Origin of the sequence: Sneathiella sp., from assembly GCF_047631475.1 — a bacterium.
GTDB lineage: Bacteria > Pseudomonadota > Alphaproteobacteria > Sneathiellales > Sneathiellaceae > Sneathiella.
Window position 1 is genome coordinate 113981 of record NZ_JBLHZT010000005.1, and the last position, 24481, is coordinate 138461.

General features: G+C 48.6%; 22 protein-coding genes. 12 read left to right on the top strand and 10 right to left on the bottom strand.

Translation table 11 applies throughout. The features are described from left to right. Positions 1 to 6 precede the first annotated feature (6 nt). The 6 genes from serA (at position 7) to ACJAYR_RS03590 (ending at position 7333) form a co-directional block, all read left to right on the top strand. The gene (gene serA, locus ACJAYR_RS03565) at positions 7 to 1584 is read left to right on the top strand and encodes a phosphoglycerate dehydrogenase (RefSeq protein WP_415235315.1); all 1578 of its coding nucleotides are present in this window, start codon (positions 7 to 9) and stop codon (positions 1582 to 1584) included. A gap of 119 nt (positions 1585 to 1703) precedes the next feature. Continuing rightward, entirely contained in the window at positions 1704 to 2846 is a 1143-nt protein-coding gene (locus ACJAYR_RS03570; RefSeq protein WP_415235316.1) for an ATP phosphoribosyltransferase regulatory subunit, read from the top strand. Positions 2847 to 2871: 25 nt separating this feature from the next. Continuing rightward, positions 2872 to 4164 (top strand): adenylosuccinate synthase, encoded by a 1293-nt coding sequence (locus tag ACJAYR_RS03575; RefSeq protein WP_415235317.1) that lies wholly within the window; start codon positions 2872 to 2874, stop codon positions 4162 to 4164. Between the two features lie 183 nt (positions 4165 to 4347). Continuing rightward, positions 4348 to 6399, top strand: coding sequence for a hypothetical protein (locus tag ACJAYR_RS03580; protein WP_415235318.1), 2052 nt, complete (start codon positions 4348 to 4350; stop codon positions 6397 to 6399). A gap of 8 nt (positions 6400 to 6407) precedes the next feature. Next, positions 6408 to 6905, top strand: coding sequence for a hypothetical protein (locus tag ACJAYR_RS03585; RefSeq protein WP_415235319.1), 498 nt, complete (start codon positions 6408 to 6410; stop codon positions 6903 to 6905). A gap of 68 nt (positions 6906 to 6973) precedes the next feature. Continuing rightward, positions 6974 to 7333, top strand: a complete 360-nt coding sequence (locus ACJAYR_RS03590; protein ID WP_415235320.1) for a putative quinol monooxygenase — start codon at positions 6974 to 6976, stop codon at positions 7331 to 7333. A 65-nt stretch (positions 7334 to 7398) separates the two neighbouring features. On the opposite strand, the gene rpoH is transcribed toward ACJAYR_RS03590, so the two are convergent. Next, positions 7399 to 8277 carry an RNA polymerase sigma factor RpoH gene (rpoH, locus tag ACJAYR_RS03595; protein ID WP_169542954.1) on the bottom strand — a complete coding sequence of 293 codons (879 nt, stop codon included), beginning with the start codon at positions 8275 to 8277 and terminating at the stop codon, positions 7399 to 7401. Between the two features lie 117 nt (positions 8278 to 8394). Next, entirely contained in the window at positions 8395 to 9369 is a 975-nt protein-coding gene (locus ACJAYR_RS03600; protein WP_415235321.1) for an RluA family pseudouridine synthase, read from the bottom strand. 42 nt (positions 9370 to 9411) lie between these two features. Here ACJAYR_RS03600 and ACJAYR_RS03605 point away from each other — a divergent pair, with 42 nt between their 5' ends. From ACJAYR_RS03605 to ACJAYR_RS03615, 3 genes are read left to right on the top strand one after another with little or no spacing between them, the layout of a single operon-like run. Further along, positions 9412 to 9774 (top strand): hypothetical protein, encoded by a 363-nt coding sequence (locus tag ACJAYR_RS03605; protein ID WP_415235322.1) that lies wholly within the window; start codon positions 9412 to 9414, stop codon positions 9772 to 9774. Positions 9775 to 9786: 12 nt separating this feature from the next. Further along, positions 9787 to 10215: a M67 family metallopeptidase gene (locus tag ACJAYR_RS03610; protein ID WP_415235323.1), complete on the top strand. Its 429-nt coding sequence runs from the start codon at positions 9787 to 9789 to the stop codon at positions 10213 to 10215. Positions 10216 to 10238: 23 nt separating this feature from the next. Then, positions 10239 to 11270 (top strand): threonine aldolase family protein, encoded by a 1032-nt coding sequence (locus ACJAYR_RS03615; protein ID WP_415235324.1) that lies wholly within the window; start codon positions 10239 to 10241, stop codon positions 11268 to 11270. Positions 11271 to 11303: 33 nt separating this feature from the next. Here ACJAYR_RS03615 and ACJAYR_RS03620 read toward each other — a convergent pair whose 3' ends face one another. Then, positions 11304 to 13592, bottom strand: coding sequence for a methyl-accepting chemotaxis protein (locus ACJAYR_RS03620; RefSeq protein WP_415235325.1), 2289 nt, complete (start codon positions 13590 to 13592; stop codon positions 11304 to 11306). A 310-nt stretch (positions 13593 to 13902) separates the two neighbouring features. On the opposite strand from ACJAYR_RS03620, the gene ACJAYR_RS03625 reads away from it, so the two are divergent. Beyond that, positions 13903 to 15099, top strand: coding sequence for a mechanosensitive ion channel family protein (locus ACJAYR_RS03625; RefSeq protein WP_415235326.1), 1197 nt, complete (start codon positions 13903 to 13905; stop codon positions 15097 to 15099). A 3-nt stretch (positions 15100 to 15102) separates the two neighbouring features. On the opposite strand, the gene ACJAYR_RS03630 is transcribed toward ACJAYR_RS03625, so the two are convergent. After that, positions 15103 to 15324, bottom strand: a complete 222-nt coding sequence (locus ACJAYR_RS03630; protein ID WP_415235338.1) for a sulfurtransferase TusA family protein — start codon at positions 15322 to 15324, stop codon at positions 15103 to 15105. 718 nt (positions 15325 to 16042) lie between these two features. Between ACJAYR_RS03630 and ACJAYR_RS03635 the strand changes: the two genes are divergently transcribed. Next, entirely contained in the window at positions 16043 to 17335 is a 1293-nt protein-coding gene (locus ACJAYR_RS03635) for an EAL domain-containing protein (protein WP_415235327.1), read from the top strand. Here ACJAYR_RS03635 and ACJAYR_RS03640 read toward each other — a convergent pair. From ACJAYR_RS03640 to ACJAYR_RS03665, 6 genes are read right to left on the bottom strand one after another with little or no spacing between them, the layout of a single operon-like run. After that, positions 17332 to 18606, bottom strand: a complete 1275-nt coding sequence (locus ACJAYR_RS03640) for a class I SAM-dependent RNA methyltransferase (RefSeq protein ID WP_415235328.1) — start codon at positions 18604 to 18606, stop codon at positions 17332 to 17334. The two genes, ACJAYR_RS03635 and ACJAYR_RS03640, sit on opposite strands and share 4 nt — an antisense overlap. Further along, a complete protein-coding gene (locus ACJAYR_RS03645; protein WP_415235329.1) occupies positions 18599 to 19345 on the bottom strand; it encodes a TlyA family RNA methyltransferase in 747 nt (248 codons plus the stop codon). Before ACJAYR_RS03645 ends, ACJAYR_RS03640 begins: the two co-directional genes overlap by 8 nt. A gap of 4 nt (positions 19346 to 19349) precedes the next feature. After that, positions 19350 to 21260, bottom strand: coding sequence for a 1-deoxy-D-xylulose-5-phosphate synthase (gene dxs, locus ACJAYR_RS03650; protein WP_415235339.1), 1911 nt, complete (start codon positions 21258 to 21260; stop codon positions 19350 to 19352). A gap of 29 nt (positions 21261 to 21289) precedes the next feature. Continuing rightward, positions 21290 to 22180 (bottom strand): polyprenyl synthetase family protein, encoded by an 891-nt coding sequence (locus ACJAYR_RS03655; RefSeq protein WP_415235330.1) that lies wholly within the window; start codon positions 22178 to 22180, stop codon positions 21290 to 21292. Between the two features lie 39 nt (positions 22181 to 22219). After that, positions 22220 to 22471 (bottom strand): exodeoxyribonuclease VII small subunit, encoded by a 252-nt coding sequence (locus ACJAYR_RS03660; protein ID WP_415235331.1) that lies wholly within the window; start codon positions 22469 to 22471, stop codon positions 22220 to 22222. Positions 22472 to 22503: 32 nt separating this feature from the next. Then, complete coding sequence (locus ACJAYR_RS03665) at positions 22504 to 23433, bottom strand: histone deacetylase family protein (protein WP_415235332.1); 930 nt, start codon at positions 23431 to 23433, stop codon at positions 22504 to 22506. 121 nt (positions 23434 to 23554) lie between these two features. Between ACJAYR_RS03665 and ACJAYR_RS03670 the strand changes: the two genes are divergently transcribed. Continuing rightward, positions 23555 to 24481: efflux RND transporter periplasmic adaptor subunit (locus ACJAYR_RS03670; RefSeq protein WP_415235333.1), on the top strand; the 927-nt coding region annotated here is incomplete at its 3' end.

Consider the following 24481-nt stretch of genomic DNA (forward strand, 5'->3'; position numbering starts at 1 on the left):
ACGAAAATGGTTAAAGTCCTTATCTCCGACAAGATGAGTCCAAAAGCTGCGGAAATTTTCCGCGAACGCGGCGTAGAAGTTGACGAAATCACCGGTATGAGCCCGGAAGAGTTAAAAGCCTGTATCGGTCAGTATGACGGACTGGCAATTCGCTCTTCTACAAAAGCAACGAAAGAGATCATTGAGGCGGCGACCAACCTTAAGGTTGTTGGACGCGCTGGTATCGGTGTCGATAACGTTGATATTCCTGCGGCAACGGCGGCCGGTGTCTGTGTCATGAACACGCCGTTCGGAAACGCAATTACAACGGCCGAGCATGCCATTGCCATGATGTTTGCCGTATCTCGTCATATCCCTGCCGCCAATCAGTCGACGCAGGCCGGGAAATGGGAGAAATCCAAATTCATGGGTGTTGAGCTCTATGGTAAAACACTTGGCATTATTGGTTGCGGTAATATCGGCTCGATTGTTGCTGATCGTGCCATTGGCCTTAAGATGAAAGTTGTTGCTTTCGATCCGTTTCTGTCACCAGAACGGGCTGTAGAATTAGGCGTTGAAAAAGTAGAGCTGGATGAGCTGTTCGCGAAAGTGGATTACATCTCTCTGCACACGCCAATTACTGATGGCACGCGCAATATCATCAATGCCGAAAATATTGCCAAAATGAAAGATGGTGTACGGATCATCAACTGTGCCCGTGGCGGGTTGATCGTCGAAGAGGACTTAAAAGCAGCCCTTGAAAGCGGTAAAGTTGCCGGTGCGGCTGTGGACGTGTATGCGGTAGAGCCCGCGACTGAAAATGTGCTGTTTGGTGTCGAAAATGTTGTTTGTACACCACATTTGGGAGCCTCAACGAACGAAGCACAAGTCAATGTGGCCATTCAGGTTGCAGAACAGATGGCAGATTATCTTCTGGTGGGTTCTGTGACGAATGCGTTGAATATGCCTTCTGTAACGGCGGAAGAAGCACCGAAGCTGAAGCCCTATATGGATCTTGCAAAACAGCTTGGTGGTTTTGCCGGTCAGGTAACAGAAAGCGGCCTGAAGAAAGTTCATGTGGAATATGAAGGTCAGGCAGCAGGTTTGAACATCAAACCGCTGACATCGATCATTTTGCAGGGATTATTGGGCCCACTGCTTGATAGCGTCAATATGGTCAATGCACCGGTTGTTGCTAAAGAACGCGGCATCGACGTTATGGAAAGCATTAATGACAAGGCGGATGATTATCAAACACTGATCCGGGTCACCGTTACAACGGAACAACGCAGCCGCGATATTGCCGGCACTCTGTATGGTGATAAAAGCCCGCGCATTGTCAGTATCAAAGGGATCAGCATGGAAGCTGAACTTGGTCCGCATATGCTGTATGTTACCAATAAGGATAAGCCTGGTTTTATTGGTTCTCTTGGAACATTGCTTGGTGCTGCTGGTGTTAATATCGCGACCTTCCACCTTGGCCGTAATGTTGACGTGGGCGAAGCCATCGCCCTGATCGAAATAGATTCGGAATTGACCTCTCAAACGCTCGCAGAGGTGCAATCTTTGTCCCATGTTGAGCAGGTAAAATCGCTCAAGTTCTAATCAAACAGCAGTTTTCTGCAAAAGATCGGTAAAAATAAAGAAGCGGCACCTAAAAAGTGCCGCTTCTTTGCTGTTCTTGTTGGCACATTCTTGGGAAATATGCTTTATAAGCCCATGTGATGAATAATTATTCCAAAAAAGGGCTACTGCCAGCTGGATTGGCTGACATGTTGCCGCCCGCCGCCGCCGCCGAAGCCGAAGTTAGTGAGGCCCTTATGGGTGTTTTCACAGCCAACGGCTATCAAAGGGTTAAGCCTCCTCTTATCGAGTTTGAAGAACATCTTCTGGAAGGTGCAGGCGAAGCACTGTCTTCCAAAATGTTTCGGGTGATGGATCCGGTTTCCCATCGAATGATGGGTATTCGAACCGATATTACGTTGCAGGTTGCGCGTGTCGCAACAACCCGTATGAAACAGGAAGCCAGACCATTGAGACTGTCTTATGCAGGACAGGTTCTTCGGGTTTATGGCAGCCAGCTTCGACCCGAACGCCAGTTTGCACAGGCCGGTGTTGAATTGATCGGTGCCCCGGAAATATCAGCAGATGCAGAACTCATTCTTCTTGCTGCCGAAGCATTGGATCAGCTACATATTGACGAATGTTCCATTGATCTAACCTTACCGACATTGCTTCCGACCATCTGTCAGGAATTGGGGATCGATGCCGAGCAAACCAAGGAAGCGCGTGAGGCGCTCGATCAAAAAGACGCGGCCGTCCTTGATAATTTTGGCGACGTGCTTTCACCGATCCTGAATAGCCTGCTGCATGCAGCGGGCCCTGCCGATCTTGCCCTTAAAAAACTGACAACCCTTGACCTGCCAGAACAGTCGTCCCGGCAGATCAAAGATCTTCAGGTCTTGGTTGAAACCTTGAAGGAAGCGTCTCCGGATCTCGAATTGACGATTGATCCGGGCGAGTATCGAGGCTTTGAATATCAAACTGGAATAAGTTTTACCCTGTTTGCCCGAAATGTGCGTGGTGAATTGGGGCGCGGGGGCCGCTATCATCTGGTAGACGGCGAAACGGCAACAGGATTTACTCTTTTTCTGGATAGCGTTCTGCGGGCGGTTCCTGCGAGAAAGAAAGAGAAGAAGATTTTTATTCCTTTTGGAACGGACCGGGCGAAAGCCAGACAGTATCGCGTTGATGGCTGGATCACGGTTTGTGGTTTGAAACAGGAACAGAAGAACGAAGTCGAGGCAACCCGCCTCGGATGCACTCATCTTTTTGATAAAGAGAGTGGCACTGAAATCACCCTATAACTCAGTAGTTAAGGACTTAGGTATTATGGCGAATGTAGCAGTTGTCGGATCCCAGTGGGGGGATGAAGGCAAAGGTAAACTTGTGGACTGGCTCTCTGAACGAGCAGATGTTGTTGTGCGTTTTCAGGGCGGTCATAATGCAGGTCACACGCTCGTAATTGATGGTAACGTGTACAAGCTAAGCCTTCTGCCCTCGGGTGTTGTCCGGGGCGGCAAGATGTCCATCATCGGCAATGGCGTGGTTATCGACCCCTGGGCGTTGAAGAAGGAAATCTCCACTTTGCGCGGGCAGGGTGTTGTCATTGACAAAGAGTCTTTGAAAATTGCTGAAAATGCGACCATCATTCTGCCTTTGCATGGCGAACTGGACGCGCTTCGGGAAGATGCAACTGCGGCCGTGAAAATTGGAACAACCCGCCGCGGTATTGGGCCTGCTTACGAAGACAAAATCGCCCGTCGCGCCATCCGTGTGAGTGATCTTGGAAATGAAGCCTTGCTTAAAGATAAGATCGCGACATTGTTGATGCATCATAATGCGTTGCGTAAAGGCTTAGGGGCAGACCCCATTGACGGTGATAAACTTCTGACAGAATTACTGGAAATCGCGCCTGAGGTTCTTGAGTTCTCGGACATTGTCTGGCGCCGGTTGGATGAAGCCCGCAAAGCACGTAAACTGGTCTTGTTTGAAGGCGCTCAAGGCGCGATGCTGGACAATGATCATGGTACTTATCCGTTTGTCACATCATCAAATACGTTAGCCGGACAGGCTGCTGTTGGTAGTGGTGTTGGTCCGGGCGCTGTGAATTATGTGCTTGGTATTACCAAAGCGTACACAACCCGGGTTGGTGAAGGTCCATTTCCAACAGAACTGCTTGACGAAGTCGGACAGGGGCTTGGTGAACGCGGACGCGAGTTTGGTGTTGTCACGGGCCGAAAAAGACGGTGCGGCTGGTTTGATGCTGTTATGGTTCGTCAGGCAGTTAAAACGGGCGGTATTTCCGGTATTGCCTTGACCAAGCTGGATGTTCTGGATGGCATGGATGAATTGAAGGTCTGTGTTGGATATCGTCTGGGAGATCAGACATTGGATTATTATCCATCGAATATGATTGATCAGGCCAAAGTAGAGCCCATTTATGAGACGCTAGAAGGTTGGAAAGACAGTACTTTTGGCGCCCGTAGCTGGGACGACCTTCCGGCAACAGCCGTTAAATATATTCGTCGGGTGGAAGAGTTAATTGAGGCACCGATTGCGTTGGTTTCAACAAGCCCGGAGCGCGAAGATACCATTCTTGTTCGGGATCCTTTTTCCGACTAGGAAACCGGCTTCATGATTTTTTAAAGGCGGTCTCATCGAGGCCGCCTTTTTTATTGTCGTGTCAACGATTTAGATATCTTTCCATTTCCCGAAGAAAACGCGAAATTCCTTACCTGACTTAACTTCATATTAAGATCAATTGGCCATTTTATAGCGTGGCATAAAGTTTGGTTAATTGGGTCAATGGCATCTGAGAAAAACGAAAATTCTGGTAAGAATGAAAAGCAGGACAAGACTCTTGGAATGCTCCGAGGGCGATTTAAGATCTTGCTGATGAACCCGCTTCCGCATATGGACAGTGGGAACAATAAGGCTTATGCCGTTGATGACCTTCAAAATTCAAGCGCGGTTCTGTATGCGCTAATTTCGGAACCTGGCACTCCCCACCGTGAAGAACTCGCGCAGCGCCTGACCGCCAGAAGTGCGCCGGGTATGGTTGAGTTGCACTCCCATGGACTGGTTTCGTTTGGGCCTGCGGATATACGGTATGTTTTTGTTTTTGATCTGCCTGTTCATGGCCGGGTATTTTCGTCTGAAACAGGCCCGTTGAGTGAACAGGATGTCTTGAATAAAATTGTACCGCGTGTTCTGGATACCATATTGGATTTCGCAGAGCGCGAGGAAAGTCATCGGGCTATTCGTGCCGACAACCTCTTTTACATGGATGATAACCATCTCGGGCTTGTACTTGGTGAGTGTGTCACCAGTCCAGCGGGTTCGTTGCAGCCGGATATCTATGAACCTCTCGAGAGCGCGAATTCAATGGAATATGGGCGTGGGAACGCCACCGTTATGGCTGATATCTATGCGCTTGGAGTGCTGATCGTTCATCTGTTAGGCGGGGTCCTTCCAGGTGCCGGGCGATCAAGAAGTGAACTTTATGCGGCAAAATTGCAGCATGGTAGTTATGCGGTTCTTGTTCCGAAAATTCCGGCATCAACACGGGTTGGCTTTTTATTGGCAGGGCTGCTTAATGATGACCCGACGCGGCGCTGGAATGTAGAGGTGTTGAGACGTTGGAGAGATGGTGTTTACGAGCGCCCCCGTCCCGGATTTGGTGATCGGCGAGCCCCTGGCCCCATTGTTTTTGAAGAAATTGAGTATGTATCTCCGCGCTTGTTGGCCATGGCGTTATGCCGGCGTCCGTCTCAAGGCTATGTGATGCTGGAAAACGGAAAGTTGGAAAGCTGGGTTAAAAACTCGCTGAATGACAAAGAGGCGGGTGCACAATTCGCCGAGGTTGTCTCGCGGGCGCGGAACACGTCCAGAGGGTTGCGCCGGAATGAAATTCAGGCGATCTCTCGCGCGGCTGCGATTTTAGACCGGCAAGGGTCGCTTTGGTATCGAGACGTCACCTTTTCCAGAGGGGGGATGAACGGCTTGATAGCTTACGCCTTTCAGGTTGGAGGCAGCATAAAAAACACGCTGGCCGAAATTCTGGAAAGCGGGTTACTGCTGGATATTATTTACAGTGAGAGCGGGAAGCGAAGTGGCGAGCGGAAGCGAGGCGAAGGGTGGATGAAGCTTGGGGTTGCCACTGAATGTTTCAGCTTTATGGAGAAAAAAGAGCAGGTCGGGTTTGGTCTGGAAAGATGCCTGTATGAACTTAACCCGACCATCTCTTGCCTGAGTACATCTCTAGGCGGATGCCACGTAAAAGATACGGTTCAATTGATGGACGTTCTTGAACATCTTGCCCTTAAAAATAATGGAAAAATCAAACCGTATGACAGGCATATTGCTGCCTTCATTGCAGCGCGTTCGAAGCGGTTGTTCAAAAGCGTTCAGGAGGTTGCCAATGAAAAAGAAGGGACAGTCGAGCATGTTTACAGACTGATCAATCTTTTTGCCCGTATGCAAAACATGATGAGCCCCAGTCCAAAGCCGGGTATGTGCTTATGGGTGGGGGAACTGATTAAACCTTCGATAAATAGTATCCATTCAGATATTCGCCGGGAATATGTAAAATCAAAATACGATCAAGTCAAAGAATCCGGCAGTATCGAAAAAATTCTGAAAGCAGTGGATCTAAAGAATAATCTGCGCCGGGATGCAGAAGAGTATGAGCAAGCTATTAAGTCTTTTGTTGCTGTTGAAAATAGTATTGGAGCCCTGGAAGGAGGGCGGGAATACAGAAAACGCGCCGCCCAAAAATATGGCCAGTGGATCGCCTCTGTCATTTCTATCTCCGCACTTCTGGCCAGTATGGGGCTCTCATACATGTATTTCGTTTAGAGGATAAGATGGCCGCAAAATCAAAATCAAAAGGCGCTGGTCGCAGTGCTTCCTTATTTCCGCTGATGGTTTTCATCGGTGTGTGTTCTGTTGTTGCCCCGCCAACAATGTTGGTTCTGGCATGCGGAATGATCCCCAGCGTTATTGCGATATTTCTAAACACGTCAAAAGTCCGCGGCAGCATTGCGGCCATGTTCGCTTGCAATTTGGCCGGTGTATTGCCGGTTGTCGGTTTTTTGTGGGATCGAGGGCATACGCTAAATCAGGCGGTGCGCCTTCTTTCTGACCCTTATATGTGGTTGCTGATGTTCGGAAGTGCGGGCGTGGCGGGCTTTCTATTATGGGGGGTCCCGATTTTTGTCCAAGGCGTCTATGAAGTGCAGGCCGCGCAGGTTGTTAAGCGCCTACAACGCCGGCGCGCGAAACTGATCGAAGAATGGGGTGGACAGATTATTGAGGATGCAAAAATCCAGCCGGCCAGTAAGAATAATGGAACAAAGAAATAGTTTTTTTTGTATCGACTGTACTAATATCCCCTGATCAAAGAAAAATCAAAACCAATCAGGGGAAGCAAATGTCAGATCATGTCTACTGGATTATTGAAGCGAATGTTCGCGATGGAAAATTACAAGAATTAAAGTCCCTTATGCAGGAAATGTCATCTGCGACAATGGAAGATGAGCCAGGTGCGCTGAATTACGAATGGTCTCTTAGCGAAGACGAAACCATCTGCCATATTTTCGAACGATACGCTTCTTCCGATGCAGCCATGATCCATATGGGGAATTTCGGGTCAAAATTTGCAAAACGGTTTATGGGTGTCCTTAAACCGTTTCGATGCACGCTTTATGGTGAGCCCAGTGATGCAGTCTGTGCCGCGATGAAGCCAATGGGATATGTTGCCATGAAATCGGCAGCAGGGTTTTCCCGCTAGAATCAAAGAAAGCGGCTGATTTTTCAGCCGCTTTCAATGTCTTGAAACGTTAAGGCAAAGAGCCGTTAATTCAATCTCTCTTCCAGGGCTTTGGCCTTTACAGCCTTTTGAATTTTTTCAAACGCCCGCACTTCGATCTGTCTGACGCGTTCACGGCTGATATTATATTCTTGGCTGAGATCTTCCAAAGTAAGGGGATCCTCTCGAAGACGCCGCTCCGTCAAGATATGTTTTTCCCGTTCGTTCAAGCAATCCATTGCACTTTCAAGCATTGCCCGGCGACTTTTCAGCTCCTCGTTCTCGGCATAAACCGTTTCCTGATCGGGGGTGTCGTCTTCCAGCCAATCCATCCACTCGCCTTCACTATCGGCGCGCATAGGTGAGTTTAGGCTGTGATCAGGCGCAGTCAGGCGTCTGTTCATATTGATGACTTCCGTCTCAGAAACACCAAGTTTTGTTGAAATAGTTTTAACCTGCTCGTGGGTCATATCGCCTTCGTCAATCGCCTGGATCTGACCTTTGATTTTCCGAAGGTTAAAGAACAGCTTTTTCTGAGCCGCGGTTGTTCCCATTTTCACAAGAGACCAGGTGCGCAGGATATATTCCTGTATTGCAGCGCGGATCCACCACATCGCATAAGTAGACAAACGGAACCCTTTTTCAGGCTCAAAACGTTTGACGGCCTGCATCATGCCGACATTTCCTTCGGCGATGAGTTCTCCAACAGGCAGCCCGTATCCTCGGTAGCCCATCGCAATTTTCGCGACAAGACGAAGGTGGCTGGTTACCATTTTGTGAGCAGCTTCAGAATCTTCGCGGTCCCGCCATGCTTTTGCCAGCATATATTCTTCATCCGGCTCCAACATTGGAAATTTACGGATTTCTTGCAGGTAGCGGGACAACCCCCCCTCTGGGGTAAGTGTCGGCATCGGTGTATTCGCCATAGTCCAATTCCTCTCTGTCCATGCGGCAAGTCCACTTTACTTGCTTAAGAAGCCAAGTTTTCTGGGACCCCCAAAAACCCTGTTATCTGAAGTGAAACAGGATAAAAAAGACTAAAACTACTTTCCGCGGAACGCAAAGAGTAGTTTCTTCATATCAGGTGGGAATTCTACGTCAAATTTCAAGGGCTTGTCAGTGACGGGGTGCACAAAACCGAGTGTCTGTGCATGCAGGGCCTGCCGGGGAAATTTCCGAATAACGTTCTGTCGGGCGTCTGGCAATGATTTTGTTCGGCTGAGTTTAGGGCGGGTGTATACCGGGTCTCCGACCAGTGGATGCCCTAAATGGCCCATGTGAACGCGGATTTGATGGGTGCGTCCTGTTGCCAGATTACATTTTACAAGGCAGGCGATATCATCAAAATTCTCTTCAAGTTCATAGTGGGTAAGGGCCCATTTCCCGCCACCTTCCATTACGGCCATGCGTTTTCGGTTGTGCGGATCTCTGCCGATATTAGTCTCCACCTGACCTTTAGGAGGATAAACCCGGCCCCAGACAATGGCCCTGTACGTTCGTTCAATGTCGTGCTTTTCGAATAAAGCGGCGAGTCCCTGATGTGCCTGGTCCGTTTTGGCCACAACCATCAAACCACTTGTTTCCTTATCGATGCGATGGACTATTCCGGGCCGTTTGACGCCGCCAATGCCGGATAGTGTATCGCCGCAATGAAAAAGAAGGGCGTTCACCAAGGTTCCTGTCCAGTTTCCTGCGGCAGGGTGCACAACCATTCGTGCAGGCTTATTGACGACAATAAGATGCTCATCTTCAAAGACAATGTCCAAAGGAATATCTTGTGCAACGGGATCTGGGTCCGATGCTTCGGGCACTGTAATCTGGTATATTTCGCCAGGTTTGACCCGTTTGGATGGATCTGTGACGGCAGCGCCTTCAAAGAAACAGTGACCGTCTTTGACTAAAGGCTTAACCCTGTTTCTTGAGAGTCCTCCGAGGCGTTCTGCAAGAAAGCGGTCGAGACGCTCTCCTGCGTCGCTTTCTGAAACTTCGACTTGATGTGTACCTTCAGGTGATGGCATATGGGAAGCACCAATTTATAAATAATGATTATGGTTGCTGTTATGACAGAAGAAGAAGTTCCGAACACTACTTTTTTAAAATCAGTAGTAATTATTCTGGGGATACTGATCATCGGGGTAGCTGCCGCGATTGGCGTTATCCTCTATAAACGGGCAACAGCGACCCCGCAGGCAGAAGCAGCGCAGGCAGCTGAAGCACCGCTTGCCGTCTCGCAGACATTGTCTGTAGTTCAACGGAAGTTTGGTGACATTGATATAAAGGCACCTGAAGGCATGAGTGCAATCGGAGTGACCATATCAGATGACCGCTTACTGGTGATTTATGGAACCGATCAAGCTACGCCAAAAGTGGTGGTTATCCTGAGCCAGAAATCCGGTGAGGAAATCGGACGCATTCGTCTTTGAAGACAGGATCAAATGGAAATCAGACTTTCTGCCTCAGATTATGACCTGCTATCTTCTCACGCCGCCGACTGCTTTCCAGAAGAAGCCTGTGCATTGCTGGTTGGTGAAAAGTCTGGAGAGGGCAGCGCACGTGTTTCGTCTGTGGTGGTGTCAAAAAATATTGCGGCTGATCCATTTCGGTATTTTGAGGTGGAGCCTGCAAAGCGGATTGCCGTTGAAAAAGAGGTCAGGAAAACCGATCAGTGCTTGCTTGGTGTGTTTCATACCCATCCGGAGGGTGACGCACGTCCTTCCAAAACGGATGAACGCATGATTTACGAGCCATCCCTGATCTGGTTGATTGCTTCTTCCTGTAAGGAAGGGATCGAGACCCTGAACGCTTTTGAACCGGAGCCAGAGGGTCAGGGGTTTCGCCCGATCACGTTACGGGTCGTAAAATAGCAGAGCTTAGAAGGACAAAAGGAATGAACATTAATTTCGCAAGTGATAATGCGGCTCCCGTTTGCCCAGAACTTATGGCCGCGCTTGCGACCGAAAATAATGGGCCTCGATTAGGCTATGGTAATGATGACACGACCCGCCGTATGGAAGACGCTTTCAGAACCTTGTTCGGGTGTGATTTGAAGGCCTATCCTGTCGCGACGGGAACTGCGGCGAATGTCCTGGGGCTGGCGACGATGACGCCGCCTTACGGGTCTATCTACTGTCACAGTGGTTCACATATTCAGGAGGATGAATGCGGCGCGCCGGAGTTTTATTCAGGCGGTGCCAAACTTGCCCTGTTGGACGGGGATAATGGAAAAATTTATCCGGACACACTTTCAAATGCTTTGCTTTCAGCAGGCAAAGGCGTTGTACATCACGTGCAACCAGCGGCAATCAGTCTGACCCAGATAACCGAAAGTGGCACCGTCTATACGCCTGAAGAGGTGTCAAAAATTGGAAATATTGCCAAAGAGCACGGCCTTGGGCTTCACATGGATGGTGCCCGTTTTGCCAACGCGATTGCATCCCTTAATTGTCACCCTGCTGATGTTACGTGGAAGGCAGGCGTTGATGTTTTGTCTTTTGGCGGAACCAAAAATGGTGCCATGTCGGTTGAGGCGGTTATCTTCTTTGATATGGAAAAAGCCGTCGAGTTCGAATTTCGACGGAAAAGAGGGGCGCACCTCTTTTCGAAGCAACGGTATCTGTCCGCCCAACTGGAAGCCTATCTTGAGAACCAGCTTTGGTTAAAGCTGGCGTCACAGGCGAACGCAATGGCTCGACGTTTGGCGGAGGGACTTATAAAAATGACTTCTTTTCAGCCCGAATTTCCGGTTGAAGGAAATATCGTTTTTGTCCATCTGACAGAGGAACTTGTCAGTCAATTGGAACAGGCAGGATTTCTGTTCTACGTGATGGGCACGCGGGATCAGGCAAAAGTGCGCCTTGTAACGTCCTGGAATACAACGACTGATGATGTCGATCAGTTTCTTAACATCGTCTCGGCCTAACGAATAACAGGTGCGGAGGCAATCCGGGGCAGCCTAGGCTGCCCGGATTTTATTCAAGAACTCCCGGATCGTGTTCGACAGATTGCCAATCTCTCTGGACATATGATCTGCTGAATTTTGCTGTTCCTGTGCCGCTCCTTCAGATCGGTTCGCCCCATCTTCCACTTCGGCGATGGTTACGGACACATCCCGCGTCGCACTGGACGCCTGATCGACTGTTGCCGTGATTTCGTCAATGACGTTGACCTGTTCTCCCAGTGTTGTTTCAATTTCATCCATTGACTGGTTGATCAGGGAAATTGTCTCGGTAATTTCTTCCGTCATTTTCACAGTAGAGCTGGTGGCATTCTGAATATCTGTGATCTGCGTTGAGATTTCTTCAGTTGCTTTTTCGGTTTGGCTTGCAAGGCTTTTAACTTCCGAGGCAACCACCGCAAAACCTTTTCCTGCTTCACCCGCGCGGGCCGCTTCAATCGTGGCATTTAACGCAAGCAAATTGGTTTGGCTGGCAATATTTTCAATTAAAGAAATAACCTCGCCGATCTTCGTCGCGGTTGCCGCCAGGCCGTTAATCGTCTGGTTAGCCTGACTGGCATGCTCGGCCGCTTTTCGGCTGATTTCGGTTGAATGTTTTACCCCTCGGCGCATATTGCCAACAGTTGAAGACAGGTTTTCGGCATTTTTGGCCACATGACTGACATTGTCTGATGTTTCAGCAGATTTCGCGTTCATATGGGCCGATTTGGATACTGTTTCCTGAATCATTGACCACATGCTCTGAGAATTGTTTTTCACGTTCTCGGCAGAACTCGTAACTGTTTGCATCATGCCTTCTACGGAGGCGTCGAACTCATGAATAAGCTCTTCGATCTGCTGTGATCGTTTCTCGTCTTTAAGCTTTTGACGGCTGATTTCTTCTGCCCTCTCTTCGGCTTGCTGGCGTTGCTGTTTTATCTCGGCTGCGATGGTCTCCTGTTCCGTCACATTTTCCCAAGAAACCATGGTTCGAACATGTTTTCCTTCCGGGTTTTCAACAGCAGCGAGCCTCAATTCATAGAGTTCAGAACCCACTGAAATGATTTCAGTATGAGGTAGCTTGCTGGCGTCGGAAATGGGTGCCAGTTTCTCTGCCTCAACACCGATTGCATCCCAGATTTTTTCGGGTTCATGATCATCTGAGGCCGGTTTTTGTCCTGCCGCATTGACGAAATAGATGCTGCCTTTCATCCCAACCAGCGCGGTCGCTACAGGGCTTGACTCAATCATGTGGCGGAGTTGAAAGCTGTCTTCAACGCTTTTTCGCAAAGCAGTTAAAGCATCCAGCATTTCTTTGAATTCATCCTTACCAACACGAGGCAACGGAATATCGGTACGGCCCTTGCTGATCTGGCCAAGTGCTCTGGCGAAGGATTGCAGTTTCCCAAACAGTGAAAACTTGAGAAGTAGCGCACCCACTGCCCACGCGATAACAACGCCACCAAAAATAAAGATCAGGGCTGAATTTCGAATGGTTTCACTTTCTTGTGCGAAACGGCTAACATCCCGCGTCAAAGTGGCGACCGCCCAAACATCTCCGTTAGATGCAGGAATATCAATATCAAGGCTGTTTAATTGCACGTCCTGTGATCTGACAGTCTCTTCCTCTGCTGTTTCTGACGTTTCGACGACAGTCTTTGTTGCTGTCTCCGCTGTGGCCTCTTGTGAAGGTTGTTCATTTGATTGCGGTAAAGCCTCAGGATTGGATGAGGACGTAAAATTTCGGAAATTGTCCTCTAACAGCAGATTACCGTTCACACTTCTATAAACCAGATCACCATCTAGATATTCAGCCAATCCCTTGAGATGCATCAGCGGATTTGTAACGATTTCAATAAATCCGGCAATTCGAAAGCCACCAATTGGTGCGATTACACTGTGAACGGGTAGCCCCTGTTCAGAGCGCCAGTAATATGAGAATTGCTGCCTTTGGTCAGCCTTTTCGCGAGCCTGCAACTGTTCCAGTATGGCCGTGTCTTTGGTGAGCGTTTCTCCATTTCCCAAGGACGATGTGGCTATTCTGTTCATGTCTTTGTCAAAAACGTTTGCCGTCACTAAAAAGAACTCTCCATTTCGGAAGACTTTATCATCATGAAAATTGGTAACAGCGGCGGTCATCGTTTTCTCATTTTTTTCTTTAACAGCTTTTACCAAAAGACTGAAACGGGACCAGTCCCCAACATGAGGGCTTAACTTTTCCGAATACTGTAGCCTGATCCGGTCATTCACAAGATGCTTAAGGGTTTCGGCTGAGTTGTTGCGGAAAACATCTAATGAAAAAAGCATGAAATTATCAGAGACTTTAATTTGTCCGAACATGAGAGCTGCAGACATTGTCACAGCAAGGACCACCAGTATCTTTCTCGGCGTCCAGAAAAGCGTTTTTCTAGAGAAGGACGGTAAAATCGAACTCAATAGGTGTTTGGCTTTGTCTAATGACATATTGAAAATCTCATAAAAATGAATTGTTGTATAAAAAGGAAATAATATTAGATAAATATTTCTAAATTCTTACCTCGATTTCTCTCTACGCGCTTGACACTTTCGGAAGGGGGACCGAAATAAGACCCTTAGTTATGTGAAAAGGGGAAAGTTCGTGCAGGAAAGCTTATTGAAATTCTGGGATATCGTTAAAGACGTTTGGACATCCGGTTATTTGGGATTGGATCTGAACGCTTTAATACCTGCACTCGGAATACTTCTTGTTGCGTTGGGGTTAAGAGGCATTTTCACACGCATCATCATTAACCGATTGGTCCGGTTTACCGGCAAAACCAAAAACAAGCTTGATGACCATATCGTAGAGGCGCTGGAAGGACCCATTCGGTTCGTGCCGGTCGTTATTGGCGTTTATTTCGCAATTGAAATCAGCGGACTTGCAGAAAAAGATGGCATCGATCTTTTTGCTGAAGATGTTGTGCGCTCTCTCGTTGTCGTGAACCTTTTCTGGGGTCTATATTGTCTGGTAAATCCTCTCACATTTCTTATGGGCCGGCTGGAAGAAGTTTTCTCAGCCGAGATGGTTTCTTTCCTATTGAAAGTGTTGAAGGGGATTATCATCAGCATTGGTGCGGCGACAGTATTAGAGCTTTGGGGGATTAAAGTTGGCCCCATTATTGCCGGTTTTGGTCTCGTTGGCGTCGCGGTTGCCCTTGGTGCGCAGGATCTTTTTAAAAATCTGATCAGCGGATTTTTAATCCTGGCAGAAAAACGATTTCATGTCGGTGACTGGGTGTTGGTGACCGGTGTTGTCGAAGGAACGGTCGAGAAAATTGGTTTTCGCTCAACCATGATACGACGTTTTGACAAAGCTGCGACAATTGTCCCAAACGCTGTTTTTGCTGATAAGGCCGTGACTAACTTCTCTGAAATGACCCACCGTCGGATTTACTGGAAAATTGGCGTTGAATATTCAACATCCGTGGCACAGTTGCAGGAAATTACCGGACAGATAAAACAATATTTGCTTGGGAATAGTGATTTTGCGCAACCCGATGAGGCGACACTTTTTGTGGTCACCGATAGTTTCAATTCTAGTAGCATCGACATCATGATCTATTGCTTTACCCGTACGACCAATTGGGGGGAATGGTTGGATATCAAGCAAGACTTTGCCCATGCGATTAAACAGATCGTTGAAGGTGCGGGCACTGGATTTGCCTTTCCGTCCATGTCTATTTATCAGGGGACTGAAGCTGATCAGCCAGAGGCCTATATCCCGCCATCTGAGGCGTCAAAAAAGGCCGCGAGCGAGGTGCAGGCTTTTCAGGCGGGGAACGAAGGAAGCACCTGAACGCTAGGAAACTGCAATTCGGTAGGTAAAAACCCCATTTTTTTCTTCGCTCGAAAGAAGCGGGTTGCCCGAAACATGGCAAAAATGGTCTATGTCTATTCTGGAGGCGGGATCTGTCGCAATTACCGTTAATATGTCCCCGGATCGAAGTTCTTTAATTTTCTTCTTGGCTTTCAATACCGGGAGCGGACAACTAAGGCCCGATGTATCAAGGATGTGAGACATTGCGTTCAAGAAAATTACCTGCTGTAGACTGTGCGGGCACACTATATCGATTACAAGATTGAAGGCAAGGCCGAGGCGATAGCATCTTTGCGAGGTTAAAGGACGAAAAATTCGTGCATCAAACCACGTATGGTGCTGTTTCTTTTTAGAAGGGTCCCTGATTGGTCAAAGCGCTCGTATTGGCCGCGCTCTTCTTGAAGTAGGAATTGTATGTTGTTCGGGCTTGCCAAGAACAGTGCGATGCAGGCTCGCTCAAGTGAATAATTCGATTGTCTGGCCGGAATAAGGGTCTTTGGCAGTTGGTGGAGAACTGAAAAACCGCACCAGGATGAGGAGCAGGCTTTTCCTTTGAAAAGTGTCTCGACTATTTCAATATCGCTTTTGCACAAGGGGCGGACGCCGATTTGCATCGGTTCGAAAATTTCGGTCCGTTCTGAAATGTGATCGTTTAACTTAATCACGACTGCCATTGCGATACCTGCCAGTTCAAATGAAGTGTTTTGGTACAATCCAACTGAAATATGAGCATCGCATAAACCTCTTAACAGGGCGTTGAGAAGCAAGGTTAATTTTCGAAAACTTTTTTCTTTAAGTGTTGGAAATTTTTGGGGCGGAAAGAAAATTAACCATTTTTATACAGTATTCTGCCAACTATCGTAGGATTGAATAGAATAAATTTGCCAAGTTTTATAAGGAAATACTGGGGTAAATGTCGTTGATGTCTCAAGCAGAGGAGCATAAACCAGCAGAATCAGCTGGAATGATGGCGGGTGACAGCGATTCTGCGCCAACGAAACCGATTGTGCAAACCGGACCGGTAGAGCATCACCAAATCGGCGAAATGGCACATTTTCTTAAAGCTTTTGGTCGCAACAAAGAAGAAGTTGTAAACACTCTGATGGCGAGTAGCCTGCAAATTGTCGGGCTTGACGATGTTAAAAAAGAGTATGAAGGCAGATGGGAAAAAATTGAACATCGTGTCGAAACTGCCATTAATGCATTTTTCACCAAGAAATTAAGAAAGCAAGATACGTTTGTGCAATTGGCTGAAGGACGCTTTGCATTGATTTTTGCAAATATGACCCGGGAAGAGGGGCAGGCTCGGGCGCTTGAATTGTCCCGTGAACTGATTAACCTGCTTTTTGGGCAAATGCCGGGCGTGGAACTTATTTCAGTCGAAGCAATGGTTCTTGATGTTGATTTGATCGGGGATCTAGAGAGTTTTGAGAACCTGGAAGAGGTTATCGAATATTTTCAAGATGCGATTGCAGAAGCAAGTGAACGGGAAACGACACAGTTAAAGGAAGTAGAAGAAGAACTTATCATTCAGTTTCGATCTGTTCTTAATCATCCTAAACAATTCATTTCGGCGACAGAGGTGGTTTTCGCGCTTAGAAAAGGGGATGATACCACCGTTTTGTCTCATTCTGATCCAATGCTTTCGGGTTCCACGAGAACAAGAACAGATCTTGATTTGATGGCCTTGGAAAAAACCGGTCAGGCAATGCGAGAGATGGGGCGCAAGGGCAATAAACCAATTGTCTTTCTATCGATCTGTCTGGAGACACTGGCAAACGCTTATTGCCGTAAGAACTTTCAGGATATGATGAACCGCCTTCCTGATTATACGAAACAGCATCTGATTTTGAATATTGAAGGGATCGGTCGCGGGATTCCCAACAGCCGGTATCGGCAGATTTTAACTTCTGTCACACCAAATGTTTTGGGATTTTCACTGGAGGTCGATAAAGACTGGGATTGTTTCCATGCGATTTCTGATTTACCGGTTCGGGCAATTGTCGCTTCCAGCAATGAACAAGATGACATTCCTTGGATAAAAAACCTTATTCTACAGGCAAGAGAAAAAGGGATTAGATCCGTGTGGCGTAACGTCGAAACGGATGAAGTCGCCCGTTTGGCGTTTAAGCTTGGTGTCGACTATGTGGGGGGGGCGGCTATCAGCAATTGTCAGGATAACCCGATCCGTCCTTTTTCAATCAAACGATCCTAAAACGCTTCCGCCTTGGTGAATACCGAGAATAATTCCACATGGGATGACCATAGGAATTGGTCAATCGGCGTTACATTTGACAGCATATATCCCCGATCGAGAAGAATTTCAGCATCCCGTGCATAGCTGACCGGATTGCATGAAATGAAGATGATGGTCTTTACGTTGCTGAAGGCCAGCTCTTCCACCTGCGCCTTTGCGCCGGCGCGTGGCGGATCAATGATAACCGTATCATAGGGCGCAAACTCTTCAGGTAGGAGCGGCCGCCGGAACAGATCCCGGTATTCTGCTTCAATATGAAGCATTTTTGAGTTTGCGGCTGTTTGAAGCGCCGCTGTCAAAGACTTGTCCCCCTCTACCGCATGTACGGATTTGGCTTGATGAACTGCAGGCAGAGAAAAACTGCCACATCCAGAAAAGAGATCCAGAACCTTCGCGTCTTTTGGCAGGGCATCCAACAGCATCTCGATCAGGGCATCTTGTCCTTCCTGCGTGGCCTGTAAAAATCCTCCGGGGGGTATGGCGACAGTGTCGCTGCCGATCTGGATTAGGGGCGGTTTCAGTTCGGCAATGACCTCAAGCATGTTGTCGCTCTCATTGATCAGGGCGACTCTTGACAATTTTGCTGTCTGGGCAAATGTCGCAAGACGTTCACGTGCTTCAAGATCTGCGCTGATTGGGCCGGTGATCAATAAGTCAGGACCATTTAAAGTGTCGCTGATCGTCAAGCGGGCCTGACTGTTGCGGGGCATAACTTCAGCAAGAACCGTTCTTAACGGTTTCACGAGCGCGAGAAGCGGCGATGTAATCAGCGGACATTCTCCGACATCAAAAATCTGATGGCTTCGGCGAAGATGATAGCCAATCATGACGCCTTTCTTCCGCTTGGCTGCAATAAACTCGACCCGCCGGCGAGAATATTCAGGACTGGTTCTAACCGGATCAACGGTTGTCTTTGCCGCGCCGATTGATCGAAGGGATTGCCGGATTTTTTCCTGCTTCCAATCCGCCAGAACATCTGGTTTGAGATGTTGCAGACCGCATCCACCACAACTTCCAAAATGCCGGCATTTTGGTTCCTGACGGTCCTGGGAGGGAGAAACTATTGTGTCGATGGAAGCGGCAAAACCTTTGCCGCGCTTTTCGCCAACCGTCGCCAGAATATGGTCACCACGGGCCGTGAACGGGATATAGTAAGGTCGCTCGTTGTGGTATGCGACGCCATCGCCGTTCATACCGATATGATCGACCGTTAGTTCCAGCTTATCCATCAAACTGAGCTCCCATCAGATATTCATGATTGCCATCACTTCCTGTGATCGGACTGTCAATAGAGCCGAGGCATCGCCAGCCAGGCATTTGGTTGATCCAGCGTTCCATATCTTCTTTCACCGCTTCTGCCTGTTCGATATCTCGAATAACGCCGCCTTTTCCAAGATTACCTTTACCAACCTCGAATTGCGGTTTAACCAGTGCCAATAGCATGGCCCCGGGCGCACAGAGCCCTAAAGACGCTGGCAGAAGTTTCTTTAAGGAAATGAAGCTGGCATCGGTCACAACCAAGTCAAGAGGGTCCGCTATATCGTCCGTCGTCAAATGACGGGCGTTCATGCCTTCCATATTGATGATTTGCGGATGATCGACCAGGCTGGGGTGAAGTTGATCATGACCAACATCGACAGCAAAAACCTTAGCCGCGCCTTTATGAATGAGAACCTGCGTAAAGCCTCCGGTTGAAGCCCCAATATCGGCGGCTATACGGTCTTTTATCACCGGCGAGAAATGGTCGATGGCGGCGATAATTTTGTGTGCACCGCGACCGACCCATTCGATTTCAACGGCGGCAATGTCAATCGGTGTGTAATCCCAGACTTTTTGATTTGGCTTTCGCGCAGGCAAACCCTCTACCGTCACCCGTCCGTCTGCAATCATCGCCTGAGCTTTTGCCCGGCTTTCGCAAAGACCACGGGCTACAAGCTCCAGATCCAGTCTTTTTCCCGCTTCTCTCATAAGATTACTGGGCGTTTGAGGTGGAACTGGTGTCAGTCTTATGATCCAGTGCCGTTAAGGCGATATCGATAATCTGGCGAGCATTAATACCGGCAATGTCATTCATTTTCTCAGGCTTGTCCTGATCAATATAAAGATCCGCCATACAGATCGGTCGAATTTTTAGTCCGTTATCCATTAAACCGTTCATAGCCAGGAATTGCATGACATGGCTGCCAAACCCGCCAACGGCACCTTCTTCCACAGTGATGAGAACGTCATGATTTTCGGCAAGTTGCCGTATCAGGTCCTCATCCAGTGGTTTGCAGAAACGTGCGTCCGCAACAGTCGTGGACAGGCCTTTTGTTTCCAGTGTTTCAGCAGCGTTCAAGGCTTCTGCCAGTCGGGTGCCAAACGACAGGATCGCAATCTTGTTCCCCTGCTTGAGTATACGCCCCTTACCAATTTCCAAAGGGATACCTTTTTCAGGCATATCGACGCCGACACCTTCCCCGCGCGGGTAGCGGAATGAAATCGGACCGTCATTATAAGCAACAGCAGTGGCCACCATATGCTTCAGTTCCGCTTCATCCGCGGCGGCCATGACAACCATATTGGGTAAGGTCGCCAGATAGGTTGTATCAAATGAACCGGCATGCGTGGCACCATCCGCGCCAACCAAGCCCGCCCTGTCGATGGCAAAACGGACAGGTAGGTTTTGAATGGCAACGTCATGTACGACCTGATCATAGGCTCGTTGAAGGAACGTGGAATAGATCGCGACAAAGGGTTTGATCCCTTCCGTAGCCATCCCTGCGGCGAAGGTTACAGCGTGCTGCTCGGCAATGCCCACATCAAAGCATCGGTCCGGGAAGGCTTCTGCGAACAGGTCAAGGCCAGTTCCATCAGGCATTGCGGCGGTCACCGCAACGATATTGTCATCGGCTTCGGCTTCCTGAATAAGGCTTTGGGCAAATACCTTTGTATAGGAGGGGGCGTTCGGTGTTGCTTTCGATTGTGCGCCGGTGATCACGTCAAATTTGGAGACACCATGATATTTGTCTGCAGCCGCTTCAGCTGGGGCATAGCCTTTGCCTTTTTGCGTTACACAATGAATAAGAATGGGGCCATTTTCTGAGTCGCGTGCATTCTTCAGAACCGGAATAAGATGTTCCAGATTATGCCCGTCAATGGGCCCAACATAATAAAAGCCAAGTTCTTCAAATAACGTGCCGCCTGTGACCATCCCACGGGCAAATTCTTCTGCGCGTTTTGCTGTTCTTTCCAGCGGATCTGGTAGATGAGACGCGACCTGCTTCATCAATTCGCGCAAACTGCGGTAGGAACGCCCTGACAGGAGCCGTGAGAGATACGCGCTCATTGCTCCAACCGGTGGGGCAATCGACATATCATTGTCATTCAGAATAACTATCTGCCGGCTGTTCATTGCCCCAGCGTTGTTCATAGCTTCGTAGGCCATGCCGGCACTCATGGAACCATCACCGATAACGGACACAACATTATTTTCGCGATGTTTTAAATCCCGCCCGACCGCCATACCGTGACCGGCGGAAATGGATGTGGACGAATGGGCGGCACCAAACGGGTCATAGGGGCTTTCGGACCTTTTAGTGAAGCCGGACAGGCCACCCGCCTGACGCAACGTGCGGATCCGATCCCGTCTGCCGGTCAGTATTTTATGAGGATAACACTGGTGCCCAACATCCCAGATCAACCGGTCATCCGGTGTATTAAACACATAATGAATTGCAACGGTTAGTTCCACCACGCCCAGACCGGCGCCTAGATGCCCGCCCGTCACCGAAACAGCGTCAATGGTTTCCATACGAAGTTCTTCTGCGAGTTGAAGAAGCTCTTCCATGGAAAAGCCGCGCATGTCTTTAGGGTGTTTGACCTGATCCAGAAGGGGCGTCATAGAGGTTTTAGTCACGATATAACTCGATCCTATTTTTTGCGTTCAACGGTGAAAATCGCAGCGTCTCGAAGTAAGTCAGCATTGCTATTAAAAAGGGACAAATGGCTGATAGCCTGATCCGCAAGCATCTTCGCGTGAATTTTAGCTTTTTCAAGGCCCATCAAGGAAACAAATGTGGCTTTACCCGCATCCGCGTCTTTTCGGGTGGCTTTGCCCATCTCATCGCTTTCCCCTTCTGCATCAAGAATATCATCTGCAATCTGGAAAGCCAGACCCAGATCATGTGCATAGGCTTTAAGGGCTGTAATCTGAGCCGGGGCAGCATGTCCCAAAATAGCGCCCGCTTCACAGGAATACTGGATTAAGGCCCCCGTTTTTAGCTGCTGCAAACGCGTAATGGTGCTGAGCGATATTTCTTCAGGGTCCGCATAAATATCCATGGTCTGTCCTCCAACCATGCCATGGCCGCCTGAAGCGAGAGCAAGTCTGTGAACGAGCGAGGCGCGGACACTGCCAGATGGATGGGTCTCCGGATGGGCTAGAATTTCAAACGCTAAAGCCTGCAGGGCGTCCCCCGCCAGAACTGCCAGTGTTTCATCAAATTTTTTGTGTACCGTTGGAAGCCCGCGGCGCAGGTCATCATCATCCATGCACGGCAAATCGTCATGTATGAGAGAGTAGGTATGCAGAATTTCAAGCGCCGCAGCAACCCGAACAGAATAATCACGAGAGACATCAAAAAGATCGGCACTTTGGATGACCAGAAACGCGCGCAGTCTTTTCCCGCCCGCCAGAACAGCGTACCGCATTGCCTCATGGAGATCCCTCTCCAACCCTTTATTGACGGGGAGGAGTTGATCCAGTTTCGTGTCCATCAAGGCTGCAGTTTGACGCAGCGCCTTGGCAAATTGATCTTCCATACGGTTACTCTTCGTTCTGGCTATGCTAATAATGTACGACTATTCGACATTCGCCGGCTGGGTTGAGAGGTTGCCATTTTGGCTGACAATTTTATCCACTCTTTCCTGTGCAGAACGTAATTTGTCATCACAATGCTGTTTCAGCAAAGACCCGCGTGTGTAAATCTCGATCGATTGATCCAGATCGACATTTCCTGAATCAAGCTTTTCCACAATTTGTTCTAATTCCTTCAAGGCTGCTTCAAAGCTAAGCCCTGCAATATCGTCTGGAATCTTCGCCGTATCTGCCATTCTGTCTCCTTTTGCGCCCTTATACTCTTCCCTTACGCCTCTAGCAACGCTTTCACGTGGATTTCTGCGCAGTCTGCCAATGCAACAAGGTCATAACCCCCTTCTAGAACCGAGATAAGGCGACCGTCGCAGCATTGGGCGGCAATTTCTACGAGATGCTTTGAAACCCAGTCATAGTCTGCTTCGGTCAGGTTCATATTGGCTCTCTCATCTTTAACATGGGCATCGAAGCCCGCGGAAATGAAGATAAGCTCTGGCCCGAAAGCCTTTAAGGCAGGGAAAACCTGTTCAGTCATTGCCTTTTTGAATTCACCTGATCCTGCCCCAGAAGGCAAGGGAATATTCAAAATGTTTCCCTTCCCTTTCTCGGAAGCATGACCCGTGCCGGGATAAAAGGGGGCTTCCTGATGTGTAGAAATATAAAGAAGGTTCTCTTCGCTTTCAAAAACTGCCTGAGTACCGTTGCCATGGTGAACATCAAAATCGACAACCGCTATTTTCTGTAGCCCAAATTTTTCGCGGGCATACAGCGCGCCGATGGCCACATTGCTATAAAGGCAGAACCCCATGGCAACATCTGGTTCGGCATGATGGCCGGGGGGCCTTATTGCGCAAAAGGCGTTGGTTTTTTTTTCTGTCAGAACAAGATCAACCGCATCGCAGACGGCGCCAACCGCCCGAAGTGCAGCGTCTTTTGATCCCGGAGACATAAAAGTATCCGGGTCCAGTTGGACAATACCTGATTTGGGGACACTCGCGTCGATGCTGTCCAGATATTTATCAGTATGGGCAAGTTCGAGTATCTTGCGAGATGCTTTTGAGGCATTGTGTTCGACAAGGCCGCTAAATGCTTCTCCCTCAAGACGGTTTAAGACCATTCTTAACCGGTCGGCTTTTTCTGGATGTCCGGGTCCTGCGTCATGAAAGAGGCAGTCACGGTGCGTGAAAAGATGTGTCGCCATGGGCCTTCCTGAACGTATGCTATAAAAATGATCGTTCACTTTTGTCAGATTTCTCTATTGATTTCAAATTTTGTCGGTCAAAATAGACGGAATTGTTATGAAACGGCGTTAGAACTAAGTTATGAAAATAATTAATCAAATAATAATTCTGGTCCTGTTACTCGCTGTGGGCTTTGGTGCCTGGCATTATAAAGATGAACTGCCTTTTATCGGTGCTTCAGAACAGGCAGGCGAAAAGTCGCCCCGGCGTAAGGCGCGCGCCGTTTCCGTTATTGCTGAACCTGTTCAGGTGCGGGATCTTCAGAGAACGATTTCAGCTGTTGGCAGCCTTAAGGCGCTGGAAGCGGTTGATATTACGTCAAAAGTAACGGCAAAGATCTTGAGCCTTCAATTTGAAGAGGGCAGCTTTGTTGAAAAGGGAACCGTCCTTTTTACGCTGGATGCGACTGAGCCTAAAGCGGAGCTTGCCGAATCACAGGCAGAACTGATCAACAGCCGAAAATTATACGAGCGGACCCTAAAACTTTTTAAAAGTGGCAATTCCCCTAAAGCCCGGGTGGATTTATTGTTATCTGAATTGCAAATTGCCGAAGCAAAGGTTGCCGCCAACAAGGCGCGCCTTAATGATTATGAGGTGAAAGCACCTTTCTCAGGAAAGCTTGGTTTTCGTCAGGTGAGTGCTGGATCTCTGGTTCGGCCGGGTGACGTAATCACGACCCTTGATGACGTTTCGAGTTTGAAACTGGATTTCAATCTGCCTGAAAGTTATCTGGCTCATATTCGCGAAGGGCAGGATTTTCAAGCCATCAGCGTGGCATATGCTGATCGGTTATTTGATGGCAAGGTCCAGATTATTTCGACACGTGTTGATCCGGTTACCCGGGCCGTCCAGGTTCGGGGTCTTCTTCTCAATAAAGACGGATTATTGAAGCCGGGTATGTTTTTGTCCGTCCGTCTTCAAACGGGGCTACAGAAAAATGCTGTGATGGTTCCAGAGCAGTCAATCGTGGTCTCAGCCGCAGGCCATTTTGTTTTTGTTATTAAAGAG